This window comes from Wolbachia endosymbiont (group A) of Philonthus cognatus, assembly GCF_947251755.1.
GTDB classification, from domain to species: domain Bacteria; phylum Pseudomonadota; class Alphaproteobacteria; order Rickettsiales; family Anaplasmataceae; genus Wolbachia; species Wolbachia pipientis.
Genome location: NZ_OX366388.1, coordinates 676,873 through 702,465 on the forward strand (window position 1 = coordinate 676,873; position 25,593 = coordinate 702,465).

A 25,593-nucleotide genomic window follows, 5' to 3' on the forward strand; every position below is an offset into this window, starting at 1 on the left:
CAGCAACAAAAAACAGCAAGCGTGAGAAGATTTTTTTTTGGAATGAGTTGGTCATGATGTTTGTAAAACTTAATTTGTACACTTTACTTACCCCCAGTAATTCTGATATAGTTACTTTAGTTAAAGTCTATAAAAGTTTATAAATGGCAACCTTAAGTGTAAGAGAAGCTTTATGCACAGCAATTAAAGAAGAAATGCAAAACGACTCTGATGTGCTTATCATGGGTGAAGAAGTTGCAGAGTATGATGGTGCTTATAAAGTAACGAAAGGATTACTGAAAGAGTTTGGAGAAAACAGAGTAGTTGATACGCCTATTACCGAACATGGATTTGCTGGCCTTGCTGTTGGAGCGGCATTTGCTGGATTAAAGCCAATAGTTGAGTTTATGACTTTTAATTTTTCTATGCAAGCTATTGACCAAATTGTGAATTCCGCAGCAAAAACAAATTATATGTCAGGCGGACAACTTGGATGCCCTATAGTATTTCGTGGACCAAATGGCGCTGCAGCAAGAGTTGCTGCACAACATTCTCAATGCTTTGCAGCTTGGTATTCGCATATACCGGGGTTAAAAGTAATAGCACCCTATTTTGCCTCCGATTGCAGAGGTCTGCTTAAAGCTGCAATTCGTGACCCTAATCCGGTAATATTTCTAGAAAACGAAATAGCTTATGGACATGAGCATGAAGTTTCTGACTCTGAGCTATCAAACAAAGATTATCTACTTGAGATAGGCAAAGCTGCTGTTATACGGGAAGGAAAGGATGTAACTATCACTGCTTTTTCATTAAAATTAATGGATGCCTTAAATGCAGCAGATTTACTTTCGAGTGAAGGTATAGAAGCTGAAGTTATTGACCTCAGAACCTTAAGACCACTTGACACTCAAACTGTTATTAACTCTATTCAGAAGACTAATAGGTTAGTTAGTGTAGAAGAAGGATGGCCATTTGCAGGAATAGGAGCAGAGCTGTCAGCCGTTGTTATGGAACAAGGATTTGACTACCTTGATGCTCCAGTTGTACGTGTAACTGGCAAGGACATCCCCTTACCTTACGCTGCAAATCTAGAAAAAAAAGCATTACCGCAAGTGGAAGATATAGTTGAAGCCGTGCATCAGGTCTGTTTTAGAAAAAAATAGTTCTTTTTTGTGTCTCCTGTTCCGCATTGGTCCATCAAAGAAGTATTTCCAGTGCCGCCTATACCACCCATTACTTTTATGACGATAGTTTTAGCACCGAAAAATACAGCACAAAATATACCGAGTGCAAAAAGAGCTGGCCATGGCATTCTACCAAATATCGCAAGCAAAGCTGCACCTATTATCACTACGGTCATAAGCGGTCCGCCTATTCCCCAAACGTAGCCAATAATGTTACATATTACTTGAGCAGTTGTATCAGTATTAGTGTCAGCGGCAGCACTCCCAACATGAGAAAAAGAAATAAATAATACTATAAAAAGAATATTAAAAACTTTCCTAGGGTTCATCTCTATACCTTAAATTTAGATATTGCAATTATACCTAAAATACTATAATTTTTAGTAAAACTAGCATAAAGATTGAATAACAAACAGTGCCACAAAAGTAGTTGACACACAACTGCACAAATATTGTAATATAGACATAGTAAACGATATTATTCCAGTGCTTGACGCTGAAATCCAGACTTTAATTGTTATATTTATAAATAAGTCTGGTAAGAATAAACGTTCATCTCAAATGCAGTATTTTTGTTGAAATAGCTCAACTGGATCCCAGTGGGCTTTGTTGCATCGCTAGCTATGATGGATTAAAGATAAAAAAGATAGGGAATATCAGTAGCTTATTATTCTGGTATTTATAACAAGAACGGTCAGTGAATACCTAAATTTGAGTAAAAGAAATTTCACTACCACTCACTAATCTGGCTAAAATTCAAGAATTTCAATGCTTTAGCTATTTTCAATAGAATTAAATTTATTAATATAAATAACAAATTACTATTCTTAAATTTGATCAGATTGATTGCAAAAAAACAAGATTTTCAATAGGTTGCTTATAATCCTAACTATAGTTAGCCTTTCATAAGTAGCGATGCAACAAAGCCATCCCAGTGTCAAGCACTGGGATGACAGCAGTCCTACGTCATACCGCCGCGGTATCTCAGCCGCTAACAAGTAGCGGGATGACGGTTGTCGTTTAGCCATAAACATTAAGAAATTTACCAAATAAAAAAAAGGCAAAAGAAGCCCCGTGGTTGGCTAATTACTTACATTATACTTTCAAGTATGGCGTTTTTTTATTCTAAATGCTTAATAACCGCGATTCAGTTGCTTTTAAACCGCAACTAATCTAAATTAGAAACATTAAGAAATTTACTAAACAGAAAAAAAGGCAAAAGAAACCCTAGGGTAGCTAGTTATTCACTATCCATTTTTTAAGTTGGCGTTTTTTTATGTTTTAAACGCTTTATAAGCGCGTTTCAGCTTATGTAGGTAGAAGTTTGATAAAGACATAAGGTGCACATAGTGCAAAAAATTAAACATGAGACGCCAGATACGTGAGTTTTTTTGTCATTTAATCTGTACAGAGAAGATAAATAAATAGCTTCACTTTCATGATAAGGGGGCTGGCAGAGTTTGTCAAGTAAGTTTTTTCGTTTCTAACGGTTGTTGCCAAAAACTATACAAGAAGTCTTTTAAGATCAATCACTTATCTTCAAGGCTTGAATAAAAGCATTCTGTGGAATATTTACGTTCCCTATAGAATGTAACCTTTTTTTACCTTTCTTTTGCTTTTCAAGTAGTTTCATTCTTCGCGTTACATCTCCACCATAGAGTTTAGCTGTTACATCTTTTCTGTATGGGTTAATCGTTTCTCTGGCAATAATTTTTCCGCCCACTGCCGCTTGAATCGCGATTTTATATTGCTGACGTGGTATTAAATCCTTCAAGCGTGCACATATTTCACGCCCCCTTTTTTCTGCCCTACTTTTGTGAACGATACAAGCCAGTGCATCTACGGGCTCTCCATTAATTAAAAAGCTTAATTTATCTATTTGGCTTACCAGATAGCTGGAAATTTCCCAATCCAAACTTGCATATCCTTTGGAAATTGATTTTAATCGATCATAAAAGTCAAAAACAACTTCAGACAGTGGTAATTTATATCTTAACAATGCTGTTGTTGTGTTACCAATGTAAGATAAATCCTCCTGTTCTCCCCTCCTTTCTTCACATAGAGATAGAATCTCTCCCAAGTATTGGTCAGGGACCATTATGGTTGCGGTAATCCATGGTTCTTCCACAATTTCAATTTTCGTTGGATCTGGCATATCACTTGGGTTATGAATATTTAAAACTTCACCACTTCGTGTTGTAACCCTATATATAACACTCGGTGCAGTTGCTGTTAGGTCTAAATCAAATTCTCTCTCGAGCCTTTCTTGAATAACTTCAAGATGCAACATTCCCAAAAAACCACAACGAAATCCATAGCCTAGTGCATTTGAAGTTTCAGCTTCGAAGGTAAAACTTGCATCATTTAAATGTAACTTTTCTAGAGCTTCTCTTAGATATTTAAAATCATCCGTTTTATGAGGAAAAATGCTACAAAACACCACAGGATGCACTTCTTTAAATCCAGGAAGTGCTTCACTACAAGGTCTCTTTTCCTCAGTGATAGTGTCCCCTACCTTGCAGTCTGCTACTTCCTTCATTGAAGCAGTTATAAAACCAACTTCACCCGCTGAAAGCTCACTCGTCATAACTTTTTTAGGGGTGAAAATACCAATATTGTCCACTTGATATGTAGCATTATTAGACATCATAACAATTCTCATGCCTTTTTTTAGCACTCCATTTTTAACTCGCACTAAAATTACTACTCCTAAGTAAGTGTCATACCAACTATCAACCAAAATTGCTTGCAATGGAGCATTTACATCACCTTGAGGAGCTGGAAGTTTTGCTACTATTGCTTCCAGTACATCTTTTATTCCAAGTCCAGTTTTTGCTGATATTAAAACTGACTCACTTGCATCAATACCGATTATTTCCTCAACCTGGAGTTTTACCCCTTCTGGATCTGCAGCAGGAAGATCAACTTTATTGAGCACAACTATTATTTCATGGTTGTTGTCAATAGCTTTATATACATTTGCAAGGGTTTGTGCTTCAACGCCCTGGCTACTATCTACCACTAAAAGTGAACCTTCACATGCGGCTAAGCTTCGACTTACCTCGTAAGAAAAGTCAACGTGACCTGGGGTGTCCATGAGATTTAGGCAATATTGATTACCGTCGTTTGCCGTATAATTGAGTTTTACCGTCTGTGCCTTAATTGTAATCCCACGTTCGCGTTCTATATCCATTGAATCGAGTATTTGATTGGTCATTTCTCTTGCTTCAAGGCCGTTACATTCCTCTATTAAACGGTCAGCAAGCGTTGACTTACCGTGGTCTATATGCGCTATTATTGCAAAATTTCTTATGTTGTTCATTTATGGCTATTTTACTTAAGTAGAACCATTTTACATTTTAAGTGTTGTGAGGGCAATCCTTTATTAAGAGACTATTTACTCCTTCAACATAGACGACACTTTTTTCGAGCAGGAAATCACTTTATTAACCATATAGTTTTCATGATTATTATCTATTTTAGGCAACTCATATAGATAATTTACCATCATCCCGGCTGACTGACTAATACCCTTTTCAGAAGTATCCGCCATCCAGTTTAATTGTTTTATCGATGCACCATTGCTTAAATGAAAATGCGCCACCGGGTCATAAGCATCGCCACTATTGTTCTTAACTTTTAGTAAATAATATGCACATAGTTTAAGCATGCATTGTTTAGTTTCATTTGTACATTCAACATTAGTTTTTAATTGCTCTGCACTTTCTAAAATTTCTGCACTAGATTGTTTTATATTTAGTTTGCCCAATAAAGTGACATCTTGGTTTAGATTGTTTTTTAGCCATTTCGTAAAGCCAGGTATTGGAGAAAGAGTTGCATATGTTTTTATACTTTTAAACTCCTGTGATAGCTTTTCTACAACCCTTTTGATCAAAAAATTACCAAGGCTGATTCCAGATAACCCTGCTTGAGTGTTTGATATTGAATAGAATATAGCAGTGCTTGCATTACTCGGATCATTTGAAGGTACTGACTCATCTAAAAGGTGTTGAATGCTATCTGCAATCTTATCCACCAATGCAACCTCTACAAAAATTAGAGGTTCGTTTGGTATCTTGTAATGAAAAAAAGCAAAACAGAGACGATCAGAATCTAGTCTGTTTTTTAGGTCGCCCCAAGAGGAAATTTTATGCACAGCTTCATATTTTATAAGTTTTTCTAGCAATGATGCAGGTGAATCCCAAGTGATTTGACGAAGATCGAGTAGATCAACATCAACCCAAGTATAGAGTATATTTTTTAATTCGCTCTCTAGTGGATTCAAGCTTCTATATTGGTTCTTTAGCTTAAGCACATCAGAACGCATATCAACAATAAACTTAAGGCCTTCTGGTAAAGAAATAAATTGCTTCAATATTTTAGAACGTGGTGATTCAAGAATTTTTATTAAATCCTGTTCAAATTTATAGTTTAACTCGGGATCTTGGTTTTTCTTATACTCTCTAATTTTCTCATCTATTTCCGCTTTATTCGGATTAAATTTTTCTGCCAGGGTTTGTAGAAATTTTATTTTACCTTTCTCTGATAAGCTTAAGTACAAGTTACCAAGAGATACAGCGTTTTTACGTGCTGAAACCTCCCCTCCCTTTGGATTTAAGCACTCGTTCATCTTCAAGACTAAACTATCGATATCGCGACTGTTGCTTAAATCAGGACTGATGTTACCAATCCACGATCTTACAGCATCTGCCACTCCACCTAGTATTTTAAAAAAGCTTCTTACCGCTTTTTTGTCTTCAACTTTCACTATATCAGTTTTTACCAATGATTCTTTTGTCATAGATTCCCTTTATTATACATGGCTAATGCAAGTCAGGGTCATACCGCCGCGGTATCCCGCTAACAAGCAGCGGGATGACGAATTTATCGTTTGTCAAATCGTCGGTAAACCCAAGTTATTTTAGCTACATATAGCTTAAGTTAAAGGAAAATTTTAGCTACATAGCAGGCACTATTACTAGATTATTAATAATTCAGTAATACAATAGACTTCTTGCACTACCTCCCAAGCCACAACTGTCATTCAGTAGAAACAAAAAAACTTGCTTGACAAACTCCGCCAGCCCTCTTATCATGGAAGTGAAGCTATTTTATTTAACTTCGCAATCTCTGCAGCAGATTAAAATGACAAGAAAAGTTGTATTTGGCGTACTATTGTTTAATTTTTTGCACTATGTGCACCTTATGTCTTTATCAAATTTCTAGGTTTTTACCTACATAAGCTGAAACGCGCTTATAAAGCGTTCAAGACATCACCCAACGTCAAATTTTAAAATAGAGAGTGTAATAACTAGCTACCACGGGTTTTCTTTGCCTTTTTTTTCTGCTTAGTAAATTCCTTAAACATTTAAACTAAGGTTAGTTGCTTTTAAAAGCAGCTAAATTGCAGTGTTTAAGACTTAAAAAACGCCAATACTGAAAATAGACAATGACTAGGGCTTCTTTTGCCTTTTTTTTTATTTGGTAAATTTCTTAAACATTTATGGCTAAACGACAACCGTCATCCCGCTACGTGTTAGCGGGATCTATTGCCGAGATACCGCGAATGAATCGCGGTATGACGGTTCGCGGCGGTATGACGTAGGACTGCTGTCATTCCAGTGTTTAACACTGGAATGACACGTCATAAAGGAACCAGTGTCAGCTACTTGGATGATACCTTTTTTCTACTTAGTTTGGGTTATGCAAGAAGTCTATTTACTTCTTAACTTGACGCACATGATGTCTTGCAGCATCATCTACTGCTTCTAAATAAACCATCACCAAACATATACCACTGTGTACTTCTATATATGCCTCATTGCTCAGGCTTCGATTAAAGCAAGAATTCTTTCCTGGAAAGGCAAGGTTGCTAAGATGCAGTTCCCATTTTAATCCTTTGGTTGATATTTGAGCTCTCGGTATACCAAGTAAAGATATTTTAGTATTTTTTGGCAAAGAAAAAAAATGGGTAATACCTTTTCGTAAAGTGTAACCTACCATGGGAGGTGAAGGTGTGTAAAAGATACTGCCCGTACTTAGAAAAATGTTAATATTCTGTAGTATGTGATCAATTGCTCCTCCAGTAATACCCGTTACTATTGATGGCAATAACTTTACTGTTTTTAAGTGAGCCATTGCTTTAGAAAAGTCGCAATAATCTTGATCAGGTAGATATATCGTATTCAAATTAGCACGTAAATCCAGATTTACGCTATCCAAATCTCCTACTACAAGATCAGGTTTTACGCCAATTGATAGAAGCTTGTTTGCTCCTCCATCTACAGCAATAATAGGTATATCTCGTTTAAAAAACGATGAGCTCGGTATTTTTCCATTTAGCACTACAATAGAACGATATTGTTGTTGTGTACTGCAGTGCAGCACATGATCATGGTGCAGGTTTTGCATCGTAGTAACATTTTTGAATAATTGATATTATGCTAATCACTAATCCAGCAATATTGCTAAGCACCACAAAAATTGAGCTCTGGTAAAGACCATAGCCAATCCAAGACAATGAACAAATAAGATAGTTTACTAACATTAACATCGATACATCACGAGTAACTTTAGTGATATATGCTTTATATACTTGAGGTGATAATCCAATTAGAGATGCAATTAACGCAATGAAGCCGAAGCATTCTTCAATATTTATATACATACATTTTCCTACGCTTGCTTTAACAATATCAGGTTCAAAGGGTTGTACTTTATGTACTCTCAGCTTTTCTAGAGCACCCCTAATGCGTGTAATTTATAACATCATTTAGTCTATTAATCAAGAAATTAATAGTGACTTGCATTTATGAAACCCAATCGGCTTCTATGCTAATTATTATCTAAACTAATCGTCGGTTGTGCATCTTGCTCAGAGATTAGGGCAACCAACAAATTATTTATCAATTGAACCTTTTGCTTGCCATCTAATTGTAAGCTTTTGTTTTTTTCAAAATGAGCTATTACTTCCTCGACAATTCCTATTGCATTTTGCACTATATGCCTTCTTGCCGAAGTGATAGCATGTGCTTGTTGACGCCTTAACATTGCTTGTGCAATCTCGGACGAATACGCCAAATGCGATATTCTTGCTTCTGTAATCTCAATTCCTGCAATATCTAATCTTTGTTGTAACATTGACCGCAATTCATCTGAAATTTTATCAGAATTTTTACGTAAAGATTCCTCATCGCTTTCGCTATCATACGGATAATTGCTCGCCAATTCTCTAATTACCGAGTCACTTTGTACAAAAACAAATTCGTGATAGTTGTTAACATTATAATACGCCTTTGCAGGACTGCTCACTCTCCAAACAATTACTGCAGAAATCTCTATTGGACTTCCATTTGCATCATTAACTTTTATTTTTTCTGTGTTAATATTCTGAAATTTTAGGGAAACTATATATTTGCTTGAAAAGGGAAGCGTTACACATATTCCAGACTTAAAATAAGTTCCAATATAATGACCAAAAAATTCTATCACTCTTGCTTCATTAGGGTCATTAATAAAAAATCCTTGAAGAAAAGTCAAAATTGAAACGGCAGCAACTCCAAGTGCAATTGTGCTGTCATATGCCAAAAAAAGCAGCGATAAAATTAATCCTAGCGCTATTAGTACAGGAAAAAACCGGAGTTGACTTAAATTTCTATCGTTTATCGTATTCTTATCCATATTGTCTTTAAACTTCTTTTTCACTTGAACCCTCTCTGTTGATCGTTTTATTTATCTTATTTACAAATAGTTTAAACTCTCTTAATTCATGATCAGGCAATTTTACTTCAGTTTTATGCGCTATCGTAAGCGGATCGATGTGTTTGCCGTTATATATAACTTCGTAATGTAAATGAGGTCCTGTTGCAACACCAGTGCTACCAACATAAGCGATGATCTGCCCCTGCTTTACTTTAGAGCCTAACTTTATATCGCCACTAAATCTACTTATATGCGCGTAACAGGTTGAATATTCATTTTTGTGTTTTATTTTGATGTAATTTCCATAGCCACCATTCTTTCCTATATATTCTATCACACCCTCTGCAGCAGCGTATATGGGAGTGCCAAGTTTAGCTGCATAATCCACTCCTTTGTGAAAAGCAATTTTACCGCGAACAGGATGCTTTCTATTGCCAAATTTTGAGGATATGCGATAATCTCCATTTAAAGGATTTGCAAAAATTTCGCCATTTTTTAAGCTTATTCCTTCTTTATTAAAATACCTTTCTTTGCCGTCTTGCGATTTATAATGATATAAACTAATAGCTTTCTTGTTTATTGTCAGTGAAGCATATAAAATTTTTTCTTCAGTCTTCTGATTATTAGGCAATCTCTCAAAAAGAACTTCCAATTTACTCTTCGGCACAATGTCTTTTTTAAAATCAACACCGAAATCTTTATATATGTTGATCAATTTCACCACTGTATTTGGCGCCAACCCTTGCTCAATTCCCGTGGCAAAAAAGGAAGATTTTATGGTACTGGATATTAAAAAAGTCTCTTTACTGTTATCTGGAGTCTTAAGGGCGTGTATATTAAATATTGGTAAAATATAAAACAGTATAAATATAAACAGCTTCATCATTTAAACAGCATCAACAAAAGTAAAATTACCTTCCACATACTGTACATCGTCGTTATCTTCTAGTTCTTCAACCAATGCAGATAATTTATCAATCAACTCTTTATCGCTAATTTCAATCAGATCTTTTGGCTGCCATGAAAGACGAGCAAGTTCTGGTTCTCCGAATTTTGCATAAAAGGCATCGCGTACTTTACCAAAATCTTTTATTTCACAAGTTATAACGTGTAATCCTTCTTTGTCATTTTCCTCAACATTCAATACTTCTAATTCGATTCCATGACTGAATAAATCGTCAAAATTCATACCCTCTGCTTTATAGACGATTAAGCCTACATGATCGAAAAGGTAACTAACACTTCCTGTTTCTCCTAAATTTCCACCTTTACGAGAAAAGATATAACGTACCTCAGAAGCAGTTCGGTTGCGGTTATTAGTCAAGGCATGGACAATGAGTGCAGTGCCAGAAGGCCCATGACCTTCATATTGTATTTCTTCGTAATTTTCTCCAGCAACGTTACCAGTTGCATTTTTTATTGCTGTTTCTATTTTATCTTTTGGTAGATTTTCCTTGCGTGCAGCAAATATAGCAGAGCGAAGGCGCGGGTTGAGTTCGGGTAGCCCTTGCTTTGCAGCAACTGCTATTTCTCTAATCATCTTCGTAAATTTTTGAGAGCGCTTTGCATCCTGAGCGCCTTTCCGATGTTTTATATTTGAAAATTGTGAATGACCAGCCATATTCAAATAGTTAAAAACCTAATTATATATCAAAGCATAGAAAAAGCTAAAGCAAATTTTCAAGCCTCTGGCTTGGCATCTTGCAGGTTTTCTGCTAATAACATACTTTCATACTGCTCAGCTTCTAAGTCAAGGCCAATAGCTGAATGGGCTGCTATTAAATAGTTAATAGATTTAGAAAAATATTTAGAATCCTTATAGCTTGCCATATTCTGGAAACGCTTAATTGCTGCTAAATATTCACCACGCCTCAGGTAAAATTTACCGATAGAATACTCTTTTGTTGATATATGTTCTGTGATTAATTTTGCTCTTTCCTTTATCTCGTCTACATATTCGCTGCCTGGAAAGAGATTAATGTACTCTGTAGCCAGCTCTAAAGTTTTATATGCAGTTTGCTGTCCAAGTTGCACTTTATTAATTTGCATGTAATAAGATAATACTCTTAAGTAGTATACATATGGTAAATCTTCACCATTTGAATAAACATATATATAATCAGCCATATCACTTGCAGCACTGCTATAGTTACCCATATTATAGTGAGAGACCCCAGATAATAATTTTGCTTTCATTGCCCAATAAGAAAAAGGATACAAATCCTCTATCTTATGAAATGCCCTAATAGCTTGTTTATATTTTTTCTGGTCAAAAAGTTCAACTGCTTCTTCATATAGTTCAGTTTCAGTTTTTTCAAGATCATCCGCATACGATTGTGTAAAGGAGCAAATTAGGAAAATAAAGCACGTGATTAAAGTCTTATACATAAGATTTTTTTCGATCAAAATAAAGTATAGACCTAAATATTACTTAAATAAATAAATTTCTTAGGCAATAGCCGGTCCTTCTTCTTTATAACTACGGTCAGAACTACCTGCATTTCTTGATTCACCTCGTCCTTCCACTTTTGGATCTTTCAGCGTCTTACTGTAGGAATGTATAGTTAAGACCTGTACAGCCATAAAAATTGCAATACCTATCAAGCCTAAAGTAGGTCCAACAGCAGGATTTAAGGACGATGCTAATGCTATTAACATTATCCTTCTTATTAAAAATACAGAAGAACCAGCAAGCGCCAATCCGGCTACAGATATATTGCTAATTTTCTTGCTAGATTTCTCATCAAGATCAGACTTTTCTGTTTCCTTTTTCTTATTTTTTTCATGCTTATCAATATAAGAAACAATAGTTGCAAGAAAAGCAATTGCATTGGCAAGAAATAAAATTGCATCCTCTGCTGCTTCAAGTGAAGATGTTTCACCCATTATCATACCTACAATAACCAGTGCAGTTGTTATAGCCTCAATATAGATCAAACACTGACCTATATCAGAAATATTGTGCTCTTTTTCCTTTACTTCCTCTCCATTTTCAATAATCTCCAACTCTCGTTCTTTTTGTGCTATCTTCCTATTATTGTAAATTAAATATAGCGTACAAATAAGAGATAAGACTGTAAAAGGTAATATAGTGTGGCTTAGCGCGCCACTTATCACGCCAAGTAATACCTGATCGCTATATGTTTTTTCCAGTTCAATCGCCATCAGCAATGTAAATGGGACCATTGTTGCCAATGATGCACATTTTCTATATAGCTCTCTTTTTTTTAGTGCTAATAGTTCTTGTTCTAGCCTTTCTCTTTTGACTTCTTTATCAACTGTTGGCCAAAAATCCCAAAAAAACTCTTCTAATGGTTCAAAATCTCTTTTTTTCTTATTCTTTCCTGGAACCTTTTTAGTAGAAGAAAATTTGCCACTAGGTATTTTCATAATATTAACCTAATTAGTTGTAAGTTAATACAATTATACACCTTTTTGCTTTCTGAGTCAATATCACTAAGATATTAACTACTCTTGTCTATTAACTATTTCCTAGGAGATTTAACCAATCTGTTTGATGCCAGCTAGGATATAATTATAGCCTGACCACACAGTTATAATAGCTGCAACCCATAAACAAATCGCACCTGTATATTGAATCATATAATAATCGTTCATTATTAGCGCTACTACAGCAACCATCTGTAGAAATGTTTTAATTTTTCCAGCTTTGCTTACAGGTAGACTAACATTTGTAGCTATCAGAAACTCCCGTAAACCCGAAACTAATATCTCCCGACAGATGATAATAATCGACGGTACTATTGTAAAATCATTTATCTTTTGCTTATAAATTAGCATAATTATCGTTGAAACCACTATTAATTTATCAGCAATTGGATCAAATAGCTTGCCAAACTTTGATTGGACTTTCCACGCACGCGCCAGGTAACCATCAAAAAAATCCGTAATGCATGCAAATATAAAGATTGATATTGTTATCAGGCCTGCATATTTATTTTCTATATAAAAACTTAATATTATTGCTGGTATTGCAAGTGCACGAGAAATCGTAAGCAAATTAGGCAAGTTCTTCTTAAGCATGTAATACCATTTTACGTAGTAGGTAAACTTATACAGAAGTACAACAGAGTTCACAAGCTAATAGTTTACAATTGAACATTTATAAAAACTCCATATACTTAAAAAATACAAGCTTAAAATATAAGGATGTAATGATGAACGATGATTTAGATAGTACCACAAAACAAGAAGCACTTAAGTATCACAGTAGAGGTGGTAACCCTGGTAAAATTTCAATTATGCCAACAAAACCTTTATCTACCCAGTATGATTTGTCACTTGCTTATTCCCCTGGCGTTGCAGCTCCGTGTCTTGAAATAGCTAAAAATCCTGAGGTTGTTTATGATTATACGGCAAAAAGCAACTGTGTTGCTGTCATTTCAAATGGCACTGCAGTGCTTGGACTTGGTAATATCGGTCCTCTTGCTTCAAAACCGGTCATGGAAGGCAAAGCTGTTTTATTTAAGCGTTTTGCTGATATTGATGCAGTTGATATAGAAGTTGATACAGAAAATATAGAAGATTTTATCAATGCAGTAAGGTATCTTGGGCCAAGTTGGGGAGGAATAAATTTAGAAGATATAAGATCTCCTGATTGTTTTATAATAGAGAAACGCCTGAATGAACTGATGGATATTCCAGTGTTCCATGATGACCAGCATGGAACTGCGGTGGTTGTTGCAGCTGGCATAGAAAATGCTCTTGATATTGTCGGAAAGAAATTAGAGGACGTTAAGATCATTATGAATGGTGCTGGAGCAGCCGGTGTTGCATGTTTAGAAATACTAAAGTCCATGGGTGCTAAAAATATAGTGCTGTGTGATAAGCAAGGAGTAATATACAAAGGTAGAAACGAAGACATGAATGAGTGGAAGGAAAAGTATGCAATTGATACTTCCGAACGTTCTCTACTTGATACAATAAAAGGCGCTGATGTATTCATCGGACTATCTGCAAAAGATGTGTTAAATGAAGAGATGTTAAAGAGTATGGGCAAAGACCCGATTATTTTCGCTCTCGCCAACCCTGATCCAGAAGTAAGGCCTGAGTTTGCAAAATCTGTGAGGCCAGATGCAATAATCGCAACTGGTAGATCAGATTACAATAACCAAGTTAATAATGTCATGGGGTTTCCTTATATATTTAGAGGAGCACTTGATGTGCGTGCAACAACAATAAATGATGAAATGAAAATTGCAGCTGCAGATGCAATAGCAAAGCTTGCCCGTGAGCCAGTACCAGGTGAGATATCTGCAGTCTATGGCGGTCGTAAAATGGGCTATGGACGTGAATATATAATACCTACTCCATTTGACCCAAGATTAATTTCTATAGTAGCTCCTGCTGTTGCAAAAGCCGCAGTTGATTCAGGTGTTGCAAGAAAGGCAATACAAGATTGGAGTAAATATGAAAATCAATTAAAATCTCGTCTTTCTAATGTTCTCAGCACGCTGAATTTACTATCTTCACATATGTAATTTATTGGATAAAGTTAAAAGTGATAAACCAATCCAAACTCTAAGCCATATAAGCCAAACCTATTGGTAATGGTTGCAGTTGTTGATTCAACACGTGCAGTTTCATCAACTTTACTTCCTCCACCGGCAGGAATATATCCTTCACCAGCTAGTATCTTTATTCCTGGTACAATATCTTTAAATTGGTTATCAAGGATACCAAAATAGCGTAAACCAGCAAATGCTTGAGTTTGTGCTGTAAGTTGGTGATTGATACCAAGTTTTGCTTGGTAAGCCAAGGCATATCTGGTTTTTCCTAGAAATTTAACCCTAGTTACACCTGCACCAATACCAACATATGGGGTGAATGGCATTTTTGCTATATTAAAATCACGATATACATTGACCATTCCAGCTAAGTTATTAAAACCTTCATTTTTCATCTTAAATGCAGCTCTGAACTCTGCTTCAACACTACAATTTTCTTGAATGTGAATATCAACCTTTCCACTTCTCCAAGGTGAATTGCATTCCGCTCCAGTAGACGCATCATTGTGACGACGAAGTTCAATATATCTTGCTTTTTTCTTATCTGAATAATCTTCATCATATAAGTTAGTCTGAGAATATAAGCCTTCAAACTCAACTCTCATATTTTTGAATAAATACCCTATTGCAGCACTACCGGCAAACCCTGGAACATATTTAGGACTGTACCCAGCTTCAATTCGCTCCTTCTTATTAAAACTAAAAACCCCCTCTGTTATATTGTCACCTGCATCTTCTTTTCCTTCTAGAGAACCTATTGCATTGAAGAATGCTCCAAAATAGTTAGCTTTGATGTAAACATTCTCTAAGTTATTTATTTTATCATCGTAAGATAAGCACCTAAATGAAAAAGTTAGCAAAACCAATAGATATGTGAATTTAAATCTTTCGCCCACCACAAAGCCTCCCTGCATAACTTGTCATTCCATTATTATAGTATGCTTCTATTTTTTATGATAGCAACTTTTTATTGCGCTCAATCGTTTTAGATTTATAATGAAAGTATTGTAATTTAAAGCAAATCAATGACTATTGCAATTCACGAATTAGAGAGGATCATCAAACAATCGTTCCCCGACGCTGATATAAAGATTCATGATCTTGCTGGAGATGATGACCATTATCATTTAAAAATAAACTCCAAGTGTTTTCTTGGAAAGACAAAAATAGAACAGCATAAAATGGTATATAAAGCTCTGGAAGGTCAGTCTATACACGCCTTGCAACTGGAAACTAATACTTAAAAATAAGGTGAATTTATGAGCAATTTTGAACAAATAAAAAAAGATATAACAGAAAATGATGTGGTATTGTATATGAAAGGCACTTCTGATTTTCCTCAATGCGGATTCTCTGGACTCGTCGTGTCAATCCTAAAAAAATTGAACGTGAAGTTTAAGTATATTAACGTGTTGGAGAATGATGAAATACGTGAATCTATAAAAAAGTTTTCTGATTGGCCAACAATTCCACAATTATATATAAAGGAAGAGTTTATTGGTGGTTGCGACATCACTCGCGAGATGTACGAAAAAGGCGAACTGCAAAGTTTATTGAAGGAAAAAAAAATTATTGCGGAATAAGTACCAAGAAACCAGTGCCCAGACGCTGGATAACGTAGTATAGCTATGAAAAAGGATCTTATGTCTTAAACCGTATCCGTTCAGGGGAGCGGCAAAATAGTAACCGTTCACGGAATATTCCCAATTAGGCAGGAATAGCGACTAAATTCTGTAGTTTCTGGACAGGATTCTGATCATTCAAACGTGCAGTCAAAAATATCGAAAGCATTCTTTCAATGAACTTTTCTCCACGTTCTGACCAAGTGAAAAAACTATTTTTACGATAAATGACGTACCGTCTAGCCTGACGTTCTGCAAGGTTATTGGTTGTCTCGATCAGATCAGGATTGCGCACGAATCTCCACATCATATCTTCAGAACGTAGTATATTGGCAGCCATTCTCGAGGCCTGAGTTCCTTTTGCAACCCTTGTTATCTCTCGCAAAAAATGTTTCACCCTTTTTCGAATCTTCCTCATTAACCGGAAAAATCTTAAATTGTCTATCAGGTTTTGTTTACGTGCTCTATCTACCACAAATACCCTGTTGCTCAGCGATTTTAATGCTGCGCCAATTCTGCTCACTTCAACATTTTTACTGTAAAAAAACCTTTCAAAGTCCCTTGCTAAATGGGCCCAGCATATCTGTCTGTTTTCACGATTAAAGTAATTATACGCAGCATACCTATCGCTTATAACTATTCCATCATACTCTGGCAATAGCCCTTTTAATATCTTCTTTCCGCGAGATCCAACTAACTTCATAAGTGTTGCTGTTTTATTCGTTACTACCCAACTCCAACCTTTCTTTCCCTGGTTCCTATGGCTTGTTTCATCTATATGTAAATACTTGCTTTTCCGTAGCTCTTCTCTTATTTTTTCGTATTCAGATATACATTTTTCTGATACTCTACCCTCGGTCTTTGATACCAAACCTAGGCTTATATTCAGATTAAATATGCTGCTCAAAATTTGCTGTACTTCCCTTTTTGAATTGATAAAAAATCCACTAAAACTGCTAATTACTGCTTTTGCATTAGCTCCTAAAAGATCCCTTGTCACACCTTCAGGCAGACTAGCTGAGATCCTTTTCTTACACGCCTTACAGTAGCCTTTTTGTAGCCTATATTCAGTCACTATCGGTTTAATTTTTGGCAATTCAACCTTTTGATGCACAGTTTCTTCTTCTAAAATAACTTGGCTTCCACACATGCAAATTGTATCAATTGAACATTTTACCACCTCATCTGCTACCATCAATTCCCGCTTGTGCGCTTCATGTCCTGGCTGCCCGCCTGGTTTTTTATCGCTCTTCTTTTTTGTCTTTTTGCGATATACATCTTGCGATGGTGGCAGCGATGAATTTTTTGAATTTAAACCCAGCTTATCCTCTAGCTCAATTATTTTTGTCCTTAACTTATCATTCTCTGCTTTCAGAGTACCAACTTCTGACTCCAATACCACAATCTTTTCTTGTAGCACCTCTATCATCAACCCCTCATCTATCTAGTTTATTGTTTTTTATACTAATTATGCAATTTTTGTAAACTACTTTCTTATACCGTGAATGGACAAAGTTGATAAGCCTAAACGCCATCATGTCTTTAGGAGAGTCTGCTAATGAAGGCTCTTAAGTTGACGCCATTGCGTGAACGGTTACGCAAAATAAGGTAGACAAAGCAAGATAATAATGTTGATGTTAACACTATTGTCAAGTTTACTGGCCTTTCTATTAGTGAGATTGAAGAATTAAGTGTGAGCGGTTACAAATAATTTACCATTTCTTCTGGTTTCACTATCCTTTCAAACTCTTCCTCAGTGAGCAGTTGAAGTTTTGCTGCTGCTTCTTTTAGAGTGATATTTTCTTTATAAGCAAGCTTCGCTATTTTTGCTGCATTGTCGTACCCTATATGCGTATTTAATATAGTGACCAACATCAACGACTGATTCAGTAAATCTTTTATCCTCTCTTCATTTGCTTTAATACCAATTACACATTTTTCTGTAAAATTTAAACTTGCGTCAGCTAAAAGTCTTATAGACTGCAAAACATTGTAAATTATCACTGGCTTAAACACATTCAATTCAAAATGACCGTTTGAACCACTAATGGTTACAGCAACATGATTTCCCATAACTTGAGTGCATACCATAGTCACCGCTTCACACTGAGTTGGATTCACTTTACCTGGCATAATTGAAGAACCAGGCTCATTTTCCGGTAACATTATTTCCCCAATTCCGCATCTTGGACCAGAACCAAGCAACCTTATATCATTTGCAATTTTCATTAAACTGACTGCTACTGTATTGAGTGTTCCACTGAGCTCAACTAAAGCATCATTTGCTGCTAGCGCTTCAAATTTATTGCCTGCTGAAGTAAATGGAAGGTTAGTAATTTCTGCAACTTGGCTTGAAAAATCTTCAGCAAAACCCTTTTTAGTATTGAGTCCCGTGCCAACTGCAGTGCCACCTTGTGCAAGCTCATATATATCACTTAAAGTTGATTTTACTCTCTCTATCCCCTTTTTAATCTGGACTGCATAGCCAGAGAACTCCTGTCCTAGTGTTAGGGGCGTTGCATCTTGCAGATGAGTACGTCCTACTTTTATTATATCTTTAAATTCCTGAACCTTATTATCCAGCACCTTATGCAATTTTTCAAGATTTGGAATAAGCAAGCGGTTTATCTGGTCTGCTGCTGCTATATGCATTGCTGTTGGAAAGGTGTCATTTGACGACTGACCATAATTCACATGATCATTTGGATGTATTGGAGATTTACTACCCAAATTACCACCTAAAATCTCTATTGCACGATTGCTGATCACTTCATTCATATTCATATTAGTCTGCGTTCCGGATCCGGTTTGCCAAACAACAAGCGGAAATTCATTATTAAATTTGCCATCTATTACTTCCCTCGCGGCTGTGCAAATTGCGTCCCCTACCCTATCATCTATAACACCATGTTTCATATTAACACGCGCTGCTGCAAGTTTTACTATTGCTAATGCTTTAATCAGAGGCTCTGGCATTTTTTCTGTGCCAATCTTAAAATTTTCTAAAGAACGCTGAGTCTGCGCTCCCCAGTAATGTTCACTTGGTACTTTTACTTCCCCTAAGCTGTCTGATTCTATTCTCGTCTTTCTATCCATATTTTCCTCCTGGTGTTATGCAAACTGGTTCACTACATAATTTTTTCATGCCTACTTCTTGGTTAATTAAATCATACTAGATCCAAGTAGTCAAGTGTACGAACATTGCAATTTTCAGGTAACTTGCATGGTAGATGCAAGTAGCTGACACTGATTCACTTTATGATGGTGTCATTCCAGTCTGGAATCCAGCCTTTTCATAATCATCAAAACGTTGTATTTTAACATAAAACGGCTACTTTTATGCTTACCAACTTAATAAAATTCCTGGATCCCAGTGTCTGGGCACTGGGATGACACCCTTCTGGTGGACTCAAATCACGATGTTTGCACAGCTGTACGCTTAGTTCTGGTTGCACGCTACCATTCTTGTACATCCATAAATAGAAAATTTACGCTTTAAAAGGATCATATACATCGATTTCCTTAGAATTACTCTTTTTCAATTTTTCACTTAATAATCTTAAAATAGGCTGTAAATCACCATTAATTGATAAGCACAGCACTTCTTTATTGAGATAATTAGCTAGGTGATTCTTCTTTTCCAGAATTTCTGCTTCCCTCAATAAGTCGCATTTGTTTAATACTACAATCTCTTCTTTTTCAACAAGATCACTATTGTAAAGTTCCAATTCATTATGGATACAACTATAAGCCGAAACAACGTCATCGTGAGTTACATCGATTAAATGAAGTAAAATTTGACACCTTTCTATGTGCTTTAAAAATTTATGCCCGAGCCCAACTCCAAGGTGAGCATCAGTAATTATTCCAGGAATATCTGCTATTACAACTTCGCTATCATCCACTTTTACCATGCCTAAATGAGGTCTTACGGTGGTAAATGGATAATCGCCTACTTTTGTATCGGAATTTGAGCAGCGAGTCAAAAATTTTGATTTACCTGCGTTTGGCATGCCAATAATTCCAACATCTGATAAAACTTTTAGTTTTAATAATACATGTTTTTCTTCGCCAGGCTGACCGTAAGTAAAATGTCTTGGTGCCTTATTAGTAGAAGATTTAAAATTAGTATTTCCAAGTCCACCTTTTCCACCCTGTGCTACTTGAAATTCCATACCAGGCTTGTCAAGGTCTACTATTATCTCTTCACTTTCTTCATCAATTATTTGTGCACCGACTGGAACTTTAAGTATAACGTCTTTCCCTGCTGTGCCAGATCTATCCCTGCCTGCACCATTTTTTCCACTATCTGCTTTAATGTGTCTTCTATAACGAAAATGAAGCAAAGTGTTGAGATTAGCGTCGCTGATGAAAACTATGTTTCCACCCTTTCCTCCATTACCACCATTTGGACCACCAAATTCAACGAACTTTTCTCGACGAAAACTTGCACAGCCATCACCACCGTCACCAGCTTTTAAACACAATTTTACTTCGTCTATAAAACCCATGCTAACCCACGATAATATTTAGCATCCTTTCCTAATGCGCTTTCTATTCTGATTAGCTCGTTATACTTCGCGAGTCTATCAGAACGCGATAGCGACCCGGTTTTTATTTGCCCGCAATTTGATGCAACTGCTATGTGGGATATTGTTGTGTCTTCTGTTTCACCTGAGCGATGAGAAATAACAGCTTTATAGCCATTTGATTTTGCCATTTCAATAGCAGCAAAAGTTTCTGTTAACGTCCCTATTTGATTTGGCTTGATCAGTACAGCATTTGCCATTTTTTCCTCTATTCCTTTGCATATCAGTTCACAATTTGTAACAAACAAATCATCCCCAACCAATTGAATTTTACTCCCCAATTTTGCAGTAAGTAATTTCCAACCTTCATAGTCGTCTTCACTCATTGCATCTTCTATAGAAATTATTGGATATCTTTCCACAAGATTACAATAATATTCAGTCAACTCTTCTGAAGTAAGATCTCTGTGTTCAAATTTGTAAATTCCATCTTCATAAAAAGTAGATGAAGCAACATCAAGGCCTAGTGCAAGATCACTTTGCGCTGAATAACCTGCTGATTCTATAGCGTATATGATCAAGTCAAGTGCTTCTTCAGTACTTTCAATATTTGGTGCAAAACCACCTTCATCTCCTACGTTTGTGCTATAACCTTTTTTCTTAAGAATGCTACGTAAGTTGTGGAACACCTCCGCAGACATTCTGATTGCTTCACTGAAAGTCTCAGCCCCGACCGGAAGAATCATGAATTCTTGGAAATCGAGCTTATTGTCTGCATGTACTCCACCATTAATTATGTTAATGAGTGGAACCGGCATAACACTCATCTGCTCTCCTCCCAAATATCTGTAGAGCGGCATATTGAAGCTGTTTGCTGCTGCTTTTGCAACCGCAAGAGACACACCCAAAGTTGCATTTGCTCCAAGTTTAGATTTATTTTTTGTTCCATCCAGTTCAATTAATGCTTTATCAATTGCATTTTGGTCCGCTGCATTCATTCCAAAGATTTCATCTGCTATTATCCCATTTACAGCTTGAACAGCTTTCAGCACTCCCTTACCACAATACCTTTTCTCATCTTGGTCCCTGAGTTCCAAGGCTTCTAATTTACCAGTTGAAGCTCCAGAAGGTACAGATGCTCTACCTATTACTCCATCACAGAGTTCAATTTCCACCTCAACAGTAGGGTAACCCCTGCTATCTAAAATTTCTCTTGCAAATACATTGTTGATTATCTTATTCATTACATTAACCCTTTACTAGATTCACAATTGTGTGCACGGAACGTTCTGTCTCGGAAGATGTTATCCCAGCGCTGTAACATTTCAGTGTATGAACATTGCAATATACAGGTAATTTGAGTAGCGGATGGTGTCATGCAAGTAGCTGACACTGGAATCCAGCTTTTACTATACAGCCACCTGGTGTGCTCATTTACGATTAAGTTTTCTGGATCCCAGTGTCTGGGCACTGGGATGACATCATTCTTAGTGGAAGTTACCCCCATATCACAACGTTCGTACAGTTGTGTGCTTCGACACTGGGATGGCTTTGTTGCATCGCTCTTCGGATAGTAGGTAACGTACAATAAATTCATGAAGCTATCTCAAACTTAGCCATGCCTATTTCAGTAAATTTGTTAAGCAAATAACACTTGAGTAGCAGTTCCTTCTCACGATTAATTTCAGATTTGCTCCTAAAACTAAACCCAAATGTCTTTTTTAATCGCGAGAAAAAACCTTCTATATAAGATCTTTTTCCATAACTCATCTCTTTTTTCCACTTCTTTATACCATCTTCATCATATGACTTTATGAGCTTGACTGCAGAATTTCTCTCAGCCATATAGTCTAACTTTGGATGCTCTGCTGCGTTGTTTTTCGGAGGAATTTTCGTTTTTATACCATATTGATTACACAGCTTATAGAGCTTTTCTCTGTCATATGCCCTATCTGCATATAGTACTTTTATGACATACTGAAAATCGACTTCTTTTAGCAAATCACAAGCTCCATAGTGATCAGAGTAGACACCGTTACTGTATTTTACAGCTATGGCTTTTTTGCTGTTTGTATTCAACATTACATGCAATTTTCTTGTCTGTTCATAGCTGCGATACTTTCTATCTTCGCTATTTTCTTTGCTATGACCAGGAGTGTTGTTGTATATACTAATTCCTGTACTGTCTATAGCAATTTCGATATCTTCCATATTATTTTTATCAATTCTGCAATCATTGATCTTAATATTGAGTTTCTTAAACCTTCTTGATGATTGTGAATAGCTGATAACTTGCAAATTTTTCCCAATTTGCTCAAGGTATCCTGCTATAAACCCAACTGTTTGCCTCAGGCCTATTCTAAATAAACAAGTTATTATGTGCACCAAAATTACAACTTTATCGCTATAAATATTGTTGCCACCTGGTATTTTTGGACCATTCTCGTACCACTTTTCTATGGCTTCGTTGATATAATGAAAAATATTTCCTCTTTTTTCTAGAAATTTGTTATATTCGCTATGGTTACTGACCCTCATTTTTTGTGGCATATTTTTTCTTCAACAGTTAAATCGCTATTTATAATGAATTTTGTCAGTAACTGCCAGTTCTTTTCACTTGAGCGATGCAACAAAGCCCACTGGGATCCAGCCTTATTACACAATTTTATCATATAAATCCTCCCAGTCCGGATTCTTTTTCTCAATTAAATTCATTTTCCATATATATAATTGACTAGATTCCAGTTTGCATGACACCAGTACTTGCATTTATTCTATCGTTTAACTAGATGTTTGTATAGTTTCTGCTATGAGCTTTGCAGCTTCCTTTGCCAATTTAGCTATATTACTACCAGCACCAATAAATAATACTATATCACCTGGACTTGTCGAATCACTAATAAAATGTGAAATGAGCAAAGCATCATTCATAATTTTTGTGTTATTAAATCCATTACTGATTAAAGCTTTTTGTATATCATCAATTCCACAACCAGGAATGGGCTTATCTTCTGGAGGATGAACAGGAGTAAGGATGACATAATCAAACATCATGAAAATTCGTATGAATTCATCAAAAAAATTACGAATGCGAGCAAAACGAAGTGGTTCGATAATTCCTATTACTTTTCCTTTAGTAATCGAACGTGCAGCCGTTAAAGTTGCATATATTTCATTTGGATGATGGGCATAATCCTCAATTAACTTAACACCTTTAATATTGGCAATCAAAGAGAATCTTCTTGCTACTCCTTGAAATTCCAAAAGGCCTTTTTTAATATCTGCATCGCTAATCCCGAGTTTTATCGCAACTGATATTGCAGCCAAGGCGTTGCTTACTTTGTGAATACCTATTGCGTTTGATAGTACTATGTTTTTTAAAGGGCTGGATCCCAGTGTCACGCACTGGGATGACAGAGGGTGATGGGATGACACCTGCTTTTTTGTCATGCAAGTAGCTGATGCTGGAATCCAGTTGTTCAACACGTCAAATTCTATGCTGTTAGCATGCTGTTTAATGTTGCTGGCTCTTATGCTACCATTCTCAAACCCAAACGTTATAGAATTACTCGCATCATAATCGATGTCTACAGAATCAGGTAAAACTGCAGAACCTGCATTATTCACGAATTGGGAAAATGCATTTTTGATATTATCAAATGTGCCGTAATAATCTATGTGGTCATTGTTGATACTTGTTATGACAGCAATCTTTGCAGGGATTTTTAGCATAGTTCCATCAGACTCATCAGCCTCGATCAGAAAAGTGTCACTCTTTCCAAGTTTTGAATTACTCTGATACGAATTTAGTATTCCTCCTACAATTACAGTTGCATCAATATTAGAATGATCAAAAATGGAAGCAATCATAGCCGTTGTTGTTGTCTTTCCGCTTGAACCTGAAACCGCTATCACATATTTACCTTTCATAATTTCAGCAAGTATGTCTGATCTATGCAAAACGGTTTTATTGTTATTTTTTGCCGCAATTAACTCCACATTATCAGATTCTATTGCAGAAGAATGTACAACTATTTGAGCTTGGCTTATATTATTAGCATTGTGACCAATATAAACCTCTATACCTAGCTTTTGTAACTTATTTATATTGTCGTTTGATTGTGCATCACTGCCTTGAACTTTGTAATTGGAATTGTGAAGAATTTCAGCAATAGCGCTCATTCCGATTCCACCTATACCAATAATATGTATTATTCCTTTTTGAGTTTTGTTAATATTTAGCAGTAGATGTTTACTCATTACTAAATTTATTATAGTATAATTTAAAATCCTCATAGTATCGAACCCTCTTACCGAATACAATGATAAAAAACCTAACCTTTCTATGCCTAATATTTGTTTTGATAAGTAGCTGCAGTGTTAGCAACAGGTTTAACTGCACTGCAGGTCATTATAAAATTGGCAGCAGCTACACAATAAATGGTATAACTTATTATCCAAAAAACTGTAAACACTATGAAGAGATAGGGATAGCATCGTGGTATGGAATAGAAGATCATGGCACACTTACAGCAAATGGTGAAGCGTTTAACCGTCACTTGATCTCTGCAGCGCATAAGACTTTGCCCTTACCCTGCTTTGTTCTTGTCACTAATTTAGAAAATGGAAGAAAGCTTGTTACAAGGGTTAACGATAGAGGGCCTTTTATTGAAGGCAGAATAATAGACTTATCAGAAAAAGCAGCTCAAGTCTTAGGATTTCATAAATCTGGGCTTGCAAAAGTAAAAGTTCAATACCTAAGAAAGATGTCAGAACAATTGATACAAAATACTCCTCATTATAGAAAGCAGTATGAAAAAGAAATACAGAAACGTCACCCAAAACAAGACAATGCAGAAAGTAAGGGATATGTTGCATTTTTTAAAAGTGCTCAGGCTGCTAAGTCAGCTGCATCAAAGCTTCGCAATCAAGGAATAAAAAATGTTAGATTGCTTTTTAAGAACGATCAATATTGCGTGAAAGTGAGTTATAGGTAGTGGTGAGTGCAGAATTTGAAAGATTTGGTTAATGTAAGGAACGCTGGCTAACT

The 25,593-nt window shown here is 36.0% G+C and carries 25 protein-coding genes, 1 pseudogene and 1 riboswitch; of the genes and pseudogenes, 5 read left to right on the top strand and 21 right to left on the bottom strand.

What is annotated here, in order from left to right; genetic code table 11:
* The first annotated feature begins 143 nt into the window (after positions 1-143).
* The gene (locus OPR21_RS03295; RefSeq protein ID WP_265030204.1) at positions 144-1,142 is read left to right on the top strand and encodes a pyruvate dehydrogenase complex E1 component subunit beta; all 999 of its coding nucleotides are present in this window, start codon (positions 144-146) and stop codon (positions 1,140-1,142) included.
* Here OPR21_RS03295 and OPR21_RS03300 read toward each other — a convergent pair.
* The 12 genes from OPR21_RS03300 to pgsA all read right to left on the bottom strand — a co-directional run bounded on the left by OPR21_RS03300 (position 1,118) and on the right by pgsA (position 12,908).
* On the bottom strand, positions 1,118-1,492 hold the full coding sequence (locus OPR21_RS03300) for a TrbC/VirB2 family protein (protein ID WP_006279664.1): 375 nt from the start codon (positions 1,490-1,492) through the stop codon (positions 1,118-1,120). The genes OPR21_RS03295 and OPR21_RS03300 overlap by 25 nt on opposite strands.
* A gap of 498 nt (positions 1,493-1,990) precedes the next feature.
* The gene (locus tag OPR21_RS03305; RefSeq protein WP_265030205.1) at positions 1,991-2,191 is read right to left on the bottom strand and encodes a hypothetical protein; all 201 of its coding nucleotides are present in this window, start codon (positions 2,189-2,191) and stop codon (positions 1,991-1,993) included.
* A gap of 497 nt (positions 2,192-2,688) precedes the next feature.
* Positions 2,689-4,485 (bottom strand): translation elongation factor 4, encoded by a 1,797-nt coding sequence (gene lepA / locus OPR21_RS03310; RefSeq protein ID WP_265030206.1) that lies wholly within the window; start codon positions 4,483-4,485, stop codon positions 2,689-2,691.
* A 75-nt stretch (positions 4,486-4,560) separates the two neighbouring features.
* Positions 4,561-5,964: a malonyl-CoA decarboxylase gene (locus OPR21_RS03315; RefSeq protein WP_265030207.1), complete on the bottom strand. Its 1,404-nt coding sequence runs from the start codon at positions 5,962-5,964 to the stop codon at positions 4,561-4,563.
* Between the two features lie 917 nt (positions 5,965-6,881).
* Positions 6,882-7,574, bottom strand: a complete 693-nt coding sequence (locus tag OPR21_RS03320) for a thiamine diphosphokinase (RefSeq protein ID WP_006280001.1) — start codon at positions 7,572-7,574, stop codon at positions 6,882-6,884.
* Positions 7,555-7,830 carry a SemiSWEET family sugar transporter gene (locus OPR21_RS03325; RefSeq protein WP_006280002.1) on the bottom strand — a complete coding sequence of 92 codons (276 nt, stop codon included), beginning with the start codon at positions 7,828-7,830 and terminating at the stop codon, positions 7,555-7,557. The genes OPR21_RS03320 and OPR21_RS03325 overlap by 20 nt, the downstream gene beginning before the upstream one ends.
* A riboswitch (TPP riboswitch) is annotated at positions 7,819-7,921 on the bottom strand. Its footprint overlaps the gene before it by 12 nt.
* A gap of 76 nt (positions 7,922-7,997) precedes the next feature.
* The gene (locus tag OPR21_RS03330) at positions 7,998-8,843 is read right to left on the bottom strand and encodes an SPFH domain-containing protein (RefSeq protein WP_077188091.1); all 846 of its coding nucleotides are present in this window, start codon (positions 8,841-8,843) and stop codon (positions 7,998-8,000) included.
* Positions 8,844-8,850: 7 nt separating this feature from the next.
* Positions 8,851-9,747 carry a M23 family metallopeptidase gene (locus OPR21_RS03335; protein WP_006280004.1) on the bottom strand — a complete coding sequence of 299 codons (897 nt, stop codon included), beginning with the start codon at positions 9,745-9,747 and terminating at the stop codon, positions 8,851-8,853.
* 3 nt (positions 9,748-9,750) lie between these two features.
* Complete coding sequence (locus OPR21_RS03340) at positions 9,751-10,485, bottom strand: YebC/PmpR family DNA-binding transcriptional regulator (protein ID WP_265030208.1); 735 nt, start codon at positions 10,483-10,485, stop codon at positions 9,751-9,753.
* Positions 10,486-10,544: 59 nt separating this feature from the next.
* Positions 10,545-11,252 carry an outer membrane protein assembly factor BamD gene (locus OPR21_RS03345; RefSeq protein WP_265030209.1) on the bottom strand — a complete coding sequence of 236 codons (708 nt, stop codon included), beginning with the start codon at positions 11,250-11,252 and terminating at the stop codon, positions 10,545-10,547.
* A gap of 60 nt (positions 11,253-11,312) precedes the next feature.
* Positions 11,313-12,254 carry a hypothetical protein gene (locus OPR21_RS03350; protein WP_265030210.1) on the bottom strand — a complete coding sequence of 314 codons (942 nt, stop codon included), beginning with the start codon at positions 12,252-12,254 and terminating at the stop codon, positions 11,313-11,315.
* Positions 12,255-12,365: 111 nt separating this feature from the next.
* Complete coding sequence (gene pgsA / locus OPR21_RS03355; protein WP_265030211.1) at positions 12,366-12,908, bottom strand: CDP-diacylglycerol--glycerol-3-phosphate 3-phosphatidyltransferase; 543 nt, start codon at positions 12,906-12,908, stop codon at positions 12,366-12,368.
* 134 nt (positions 12,909-13,042) lie between these two features.
* Here pgsA and OPR21_RS03360 point away from each other — a divergent pair, with 134 nt between their 5' ends.
* Positions 13,043-14,365: a malic enzyme-like NAD(P)-binding protein gene (locus OPR21_RS03360; protein ID WP_264723455.1), complete on the top strand. Its 1,323-nt coding sequence runs from the start codon at positions 13,043-13,045 to the stop codon at positions 14,363-14,365.
* A gap of 14 nt (positions 14,366-14,379) precedes the next feature.
* Here the strand turns inward: OPR21_RS03360 and OPR21_RS03365 are convergent, their stop codons facing one another.
* Positions 14,380-15,288, bottom strand: coding sequence for a P44/Msp2 family outer membrane protein (locus OPR21_RS03365; RefSeq protein ID WP_265030212.1), 909 nt, complete (start codon positions 15,286-15,288; stop codon positions 14,380-14,382).
* A 129-nt stretch (positions 15,289-15,417) separates the two neighbouring features.
* On the opposite strand from OPR21_RS03365, the gene OPR21_RS03370 reads away from it, so the two are divergent.
* Together OPR21_RS03370 and grxD are read left to right on the top strand one after the other, a co-directional pair.
* On the top strand, positions 15,418-15,636 hold the full coding sequence (locus OPR21_RS03370) for a BolA/IbaG family iron-sulfur metabolism protein (protein ID WP_006280012.1): 219 nt from the start codon (positions 15,418-15,420) through the stop codon (positions 15,634-15,636).
* A 15-nt stretch (positions 15,637-15,651) separates the two neighbouring features.
* Entirely contained in the window at positions 15,652-15,975 is a 324-nt protein-coding gene (grxD, locus tag OPR21_RS03375; protein ID WP_006280013.1) for a Grx4 family monothiol glutaredoxin, read from the top strand.
* A 124-nt stretch (positions 15,976-16,099) separates the two neighbouring features.
* Here the strand turns inward: grxD and tnpC are convergent, their stop codons facing one another.
* The 8 genes and pseudogenes from tnpC to murC form a co-directional block, all read right to left on the bottom strand.
* Positions 16,100-17,443 (bottom strand): IS66 family transposase, encoded by a 1,344-nt coding sequence (tnpC, locus tag OPR21_RS03380; protein WP_265022247.1) that lies wholly within the window; start codon positions 17,441-17,443, stop codon positions 16,100-16,102.
* A gap of 272 nt (positions 17,444-17,715) precedes the next feature.
* Complete coding sequence (fumC, locus tag OPR21_RS03385; RefSeq protein WP_265030213.1) at positions 17,716-19,110, bottom strand: class II fumarate hydratase; 1,395 nt, start codon at positions 19,108-19,110, stop codon at positions 17,716-17,718.
* 392 nt (positions 19,111-19,502) lie between these two features.
* On the bottom strand, positions 19,503-20,525 hold the full coding sequence (cgtA, locus tag OPR21_RS03390; RefSeq protein ID WP_006280016.1) for an Obg family GTPase CgtA: 1,023 nt from the start codon (positions 20,523-20,525) through the stop codon (positions 19,503-19,505).
* On the bottom strand, positions 20,513-21,787 hold the full coding sequence (gene eno / locus OPR21_RS03395) for a phosphopyruvate hydratase (protein ID WP_265030214.1): 1,275 nt from the start codon (positions 21,785-21,787) through the stop codon (positions 20,513-20,515). The genes cgtA and eno overlap by 13 nt, the downstream gene beginning before the upstream one ends.
* An 80-nt stretch (positions 21,788-21,867) precedes the next feature.
* Positions 21,868-22,017 (bottom strand): annotated as a pseudogene (locus tag OPR21_RS08750) (WPE palindromic element domain-containing protein); the annotation flags it as partial.
* A gap of 119 nt (positions 22,018-22,136) precedes the next feature.
* The gene (locus OPR21_RS03405; protein ID WP_265029893.1) at positions 22,137-23,093 is read right to left on the bottom strand and encodes an IS5 family transposase; all 957 of its coding nucleotides are present in this window, start codon (positions 23,091-23,093) and stop codon (positions 22,137-22,139) included.
* A complete protein-coding gene (locus OPR21_RS03410) occupies positions 23,078-23,215 on the bottom strand; it encodes a hypothetical protein (RefSeq protein WP_265030216.1) in 138 nt (45 codons plus the stop codon). Before OPR21_RS03410 ends, OPR21_RS03405 begins: the two co-directional genes overlap by 16 nt.
* A 109-nt stretch (positions 23,216-23,324) precedes the next feature.
* Positions 23,325-24,839, bottom strand: coding sequence for a UDP-N-acetylmuramate--L-alanine ligase (gene murC / locus OPR21_RS03415; RefSeq protein ID WP_236514979.1), 1,515 nt, complete (start codon positions 24,837-24,839; stop codon positions 23,325-23,327).
* A gap of 26 nt (positions 24,840-24,865) precedes the next feature.
* Here murC and OPR21_RS03420 point away from each other — a divergent pair, with 26 nt between their 5' ends.
* Positions 24,866-25,540 carry a septal ring lytic transglycosylase RlpA family protein gene (locus OPR21_RS03420; protein WP_006280020.1) on the top strand — a complete coding sequence of 225 codons (675 nt, stop codon included), beginning with the start codon at positions 24,866-24,868 and terminating at the stop codon, positions 25,538-25,540.
* The last annotated feature ends 53 nt before the right edge of the window (positions 25,541-25,593 follow it).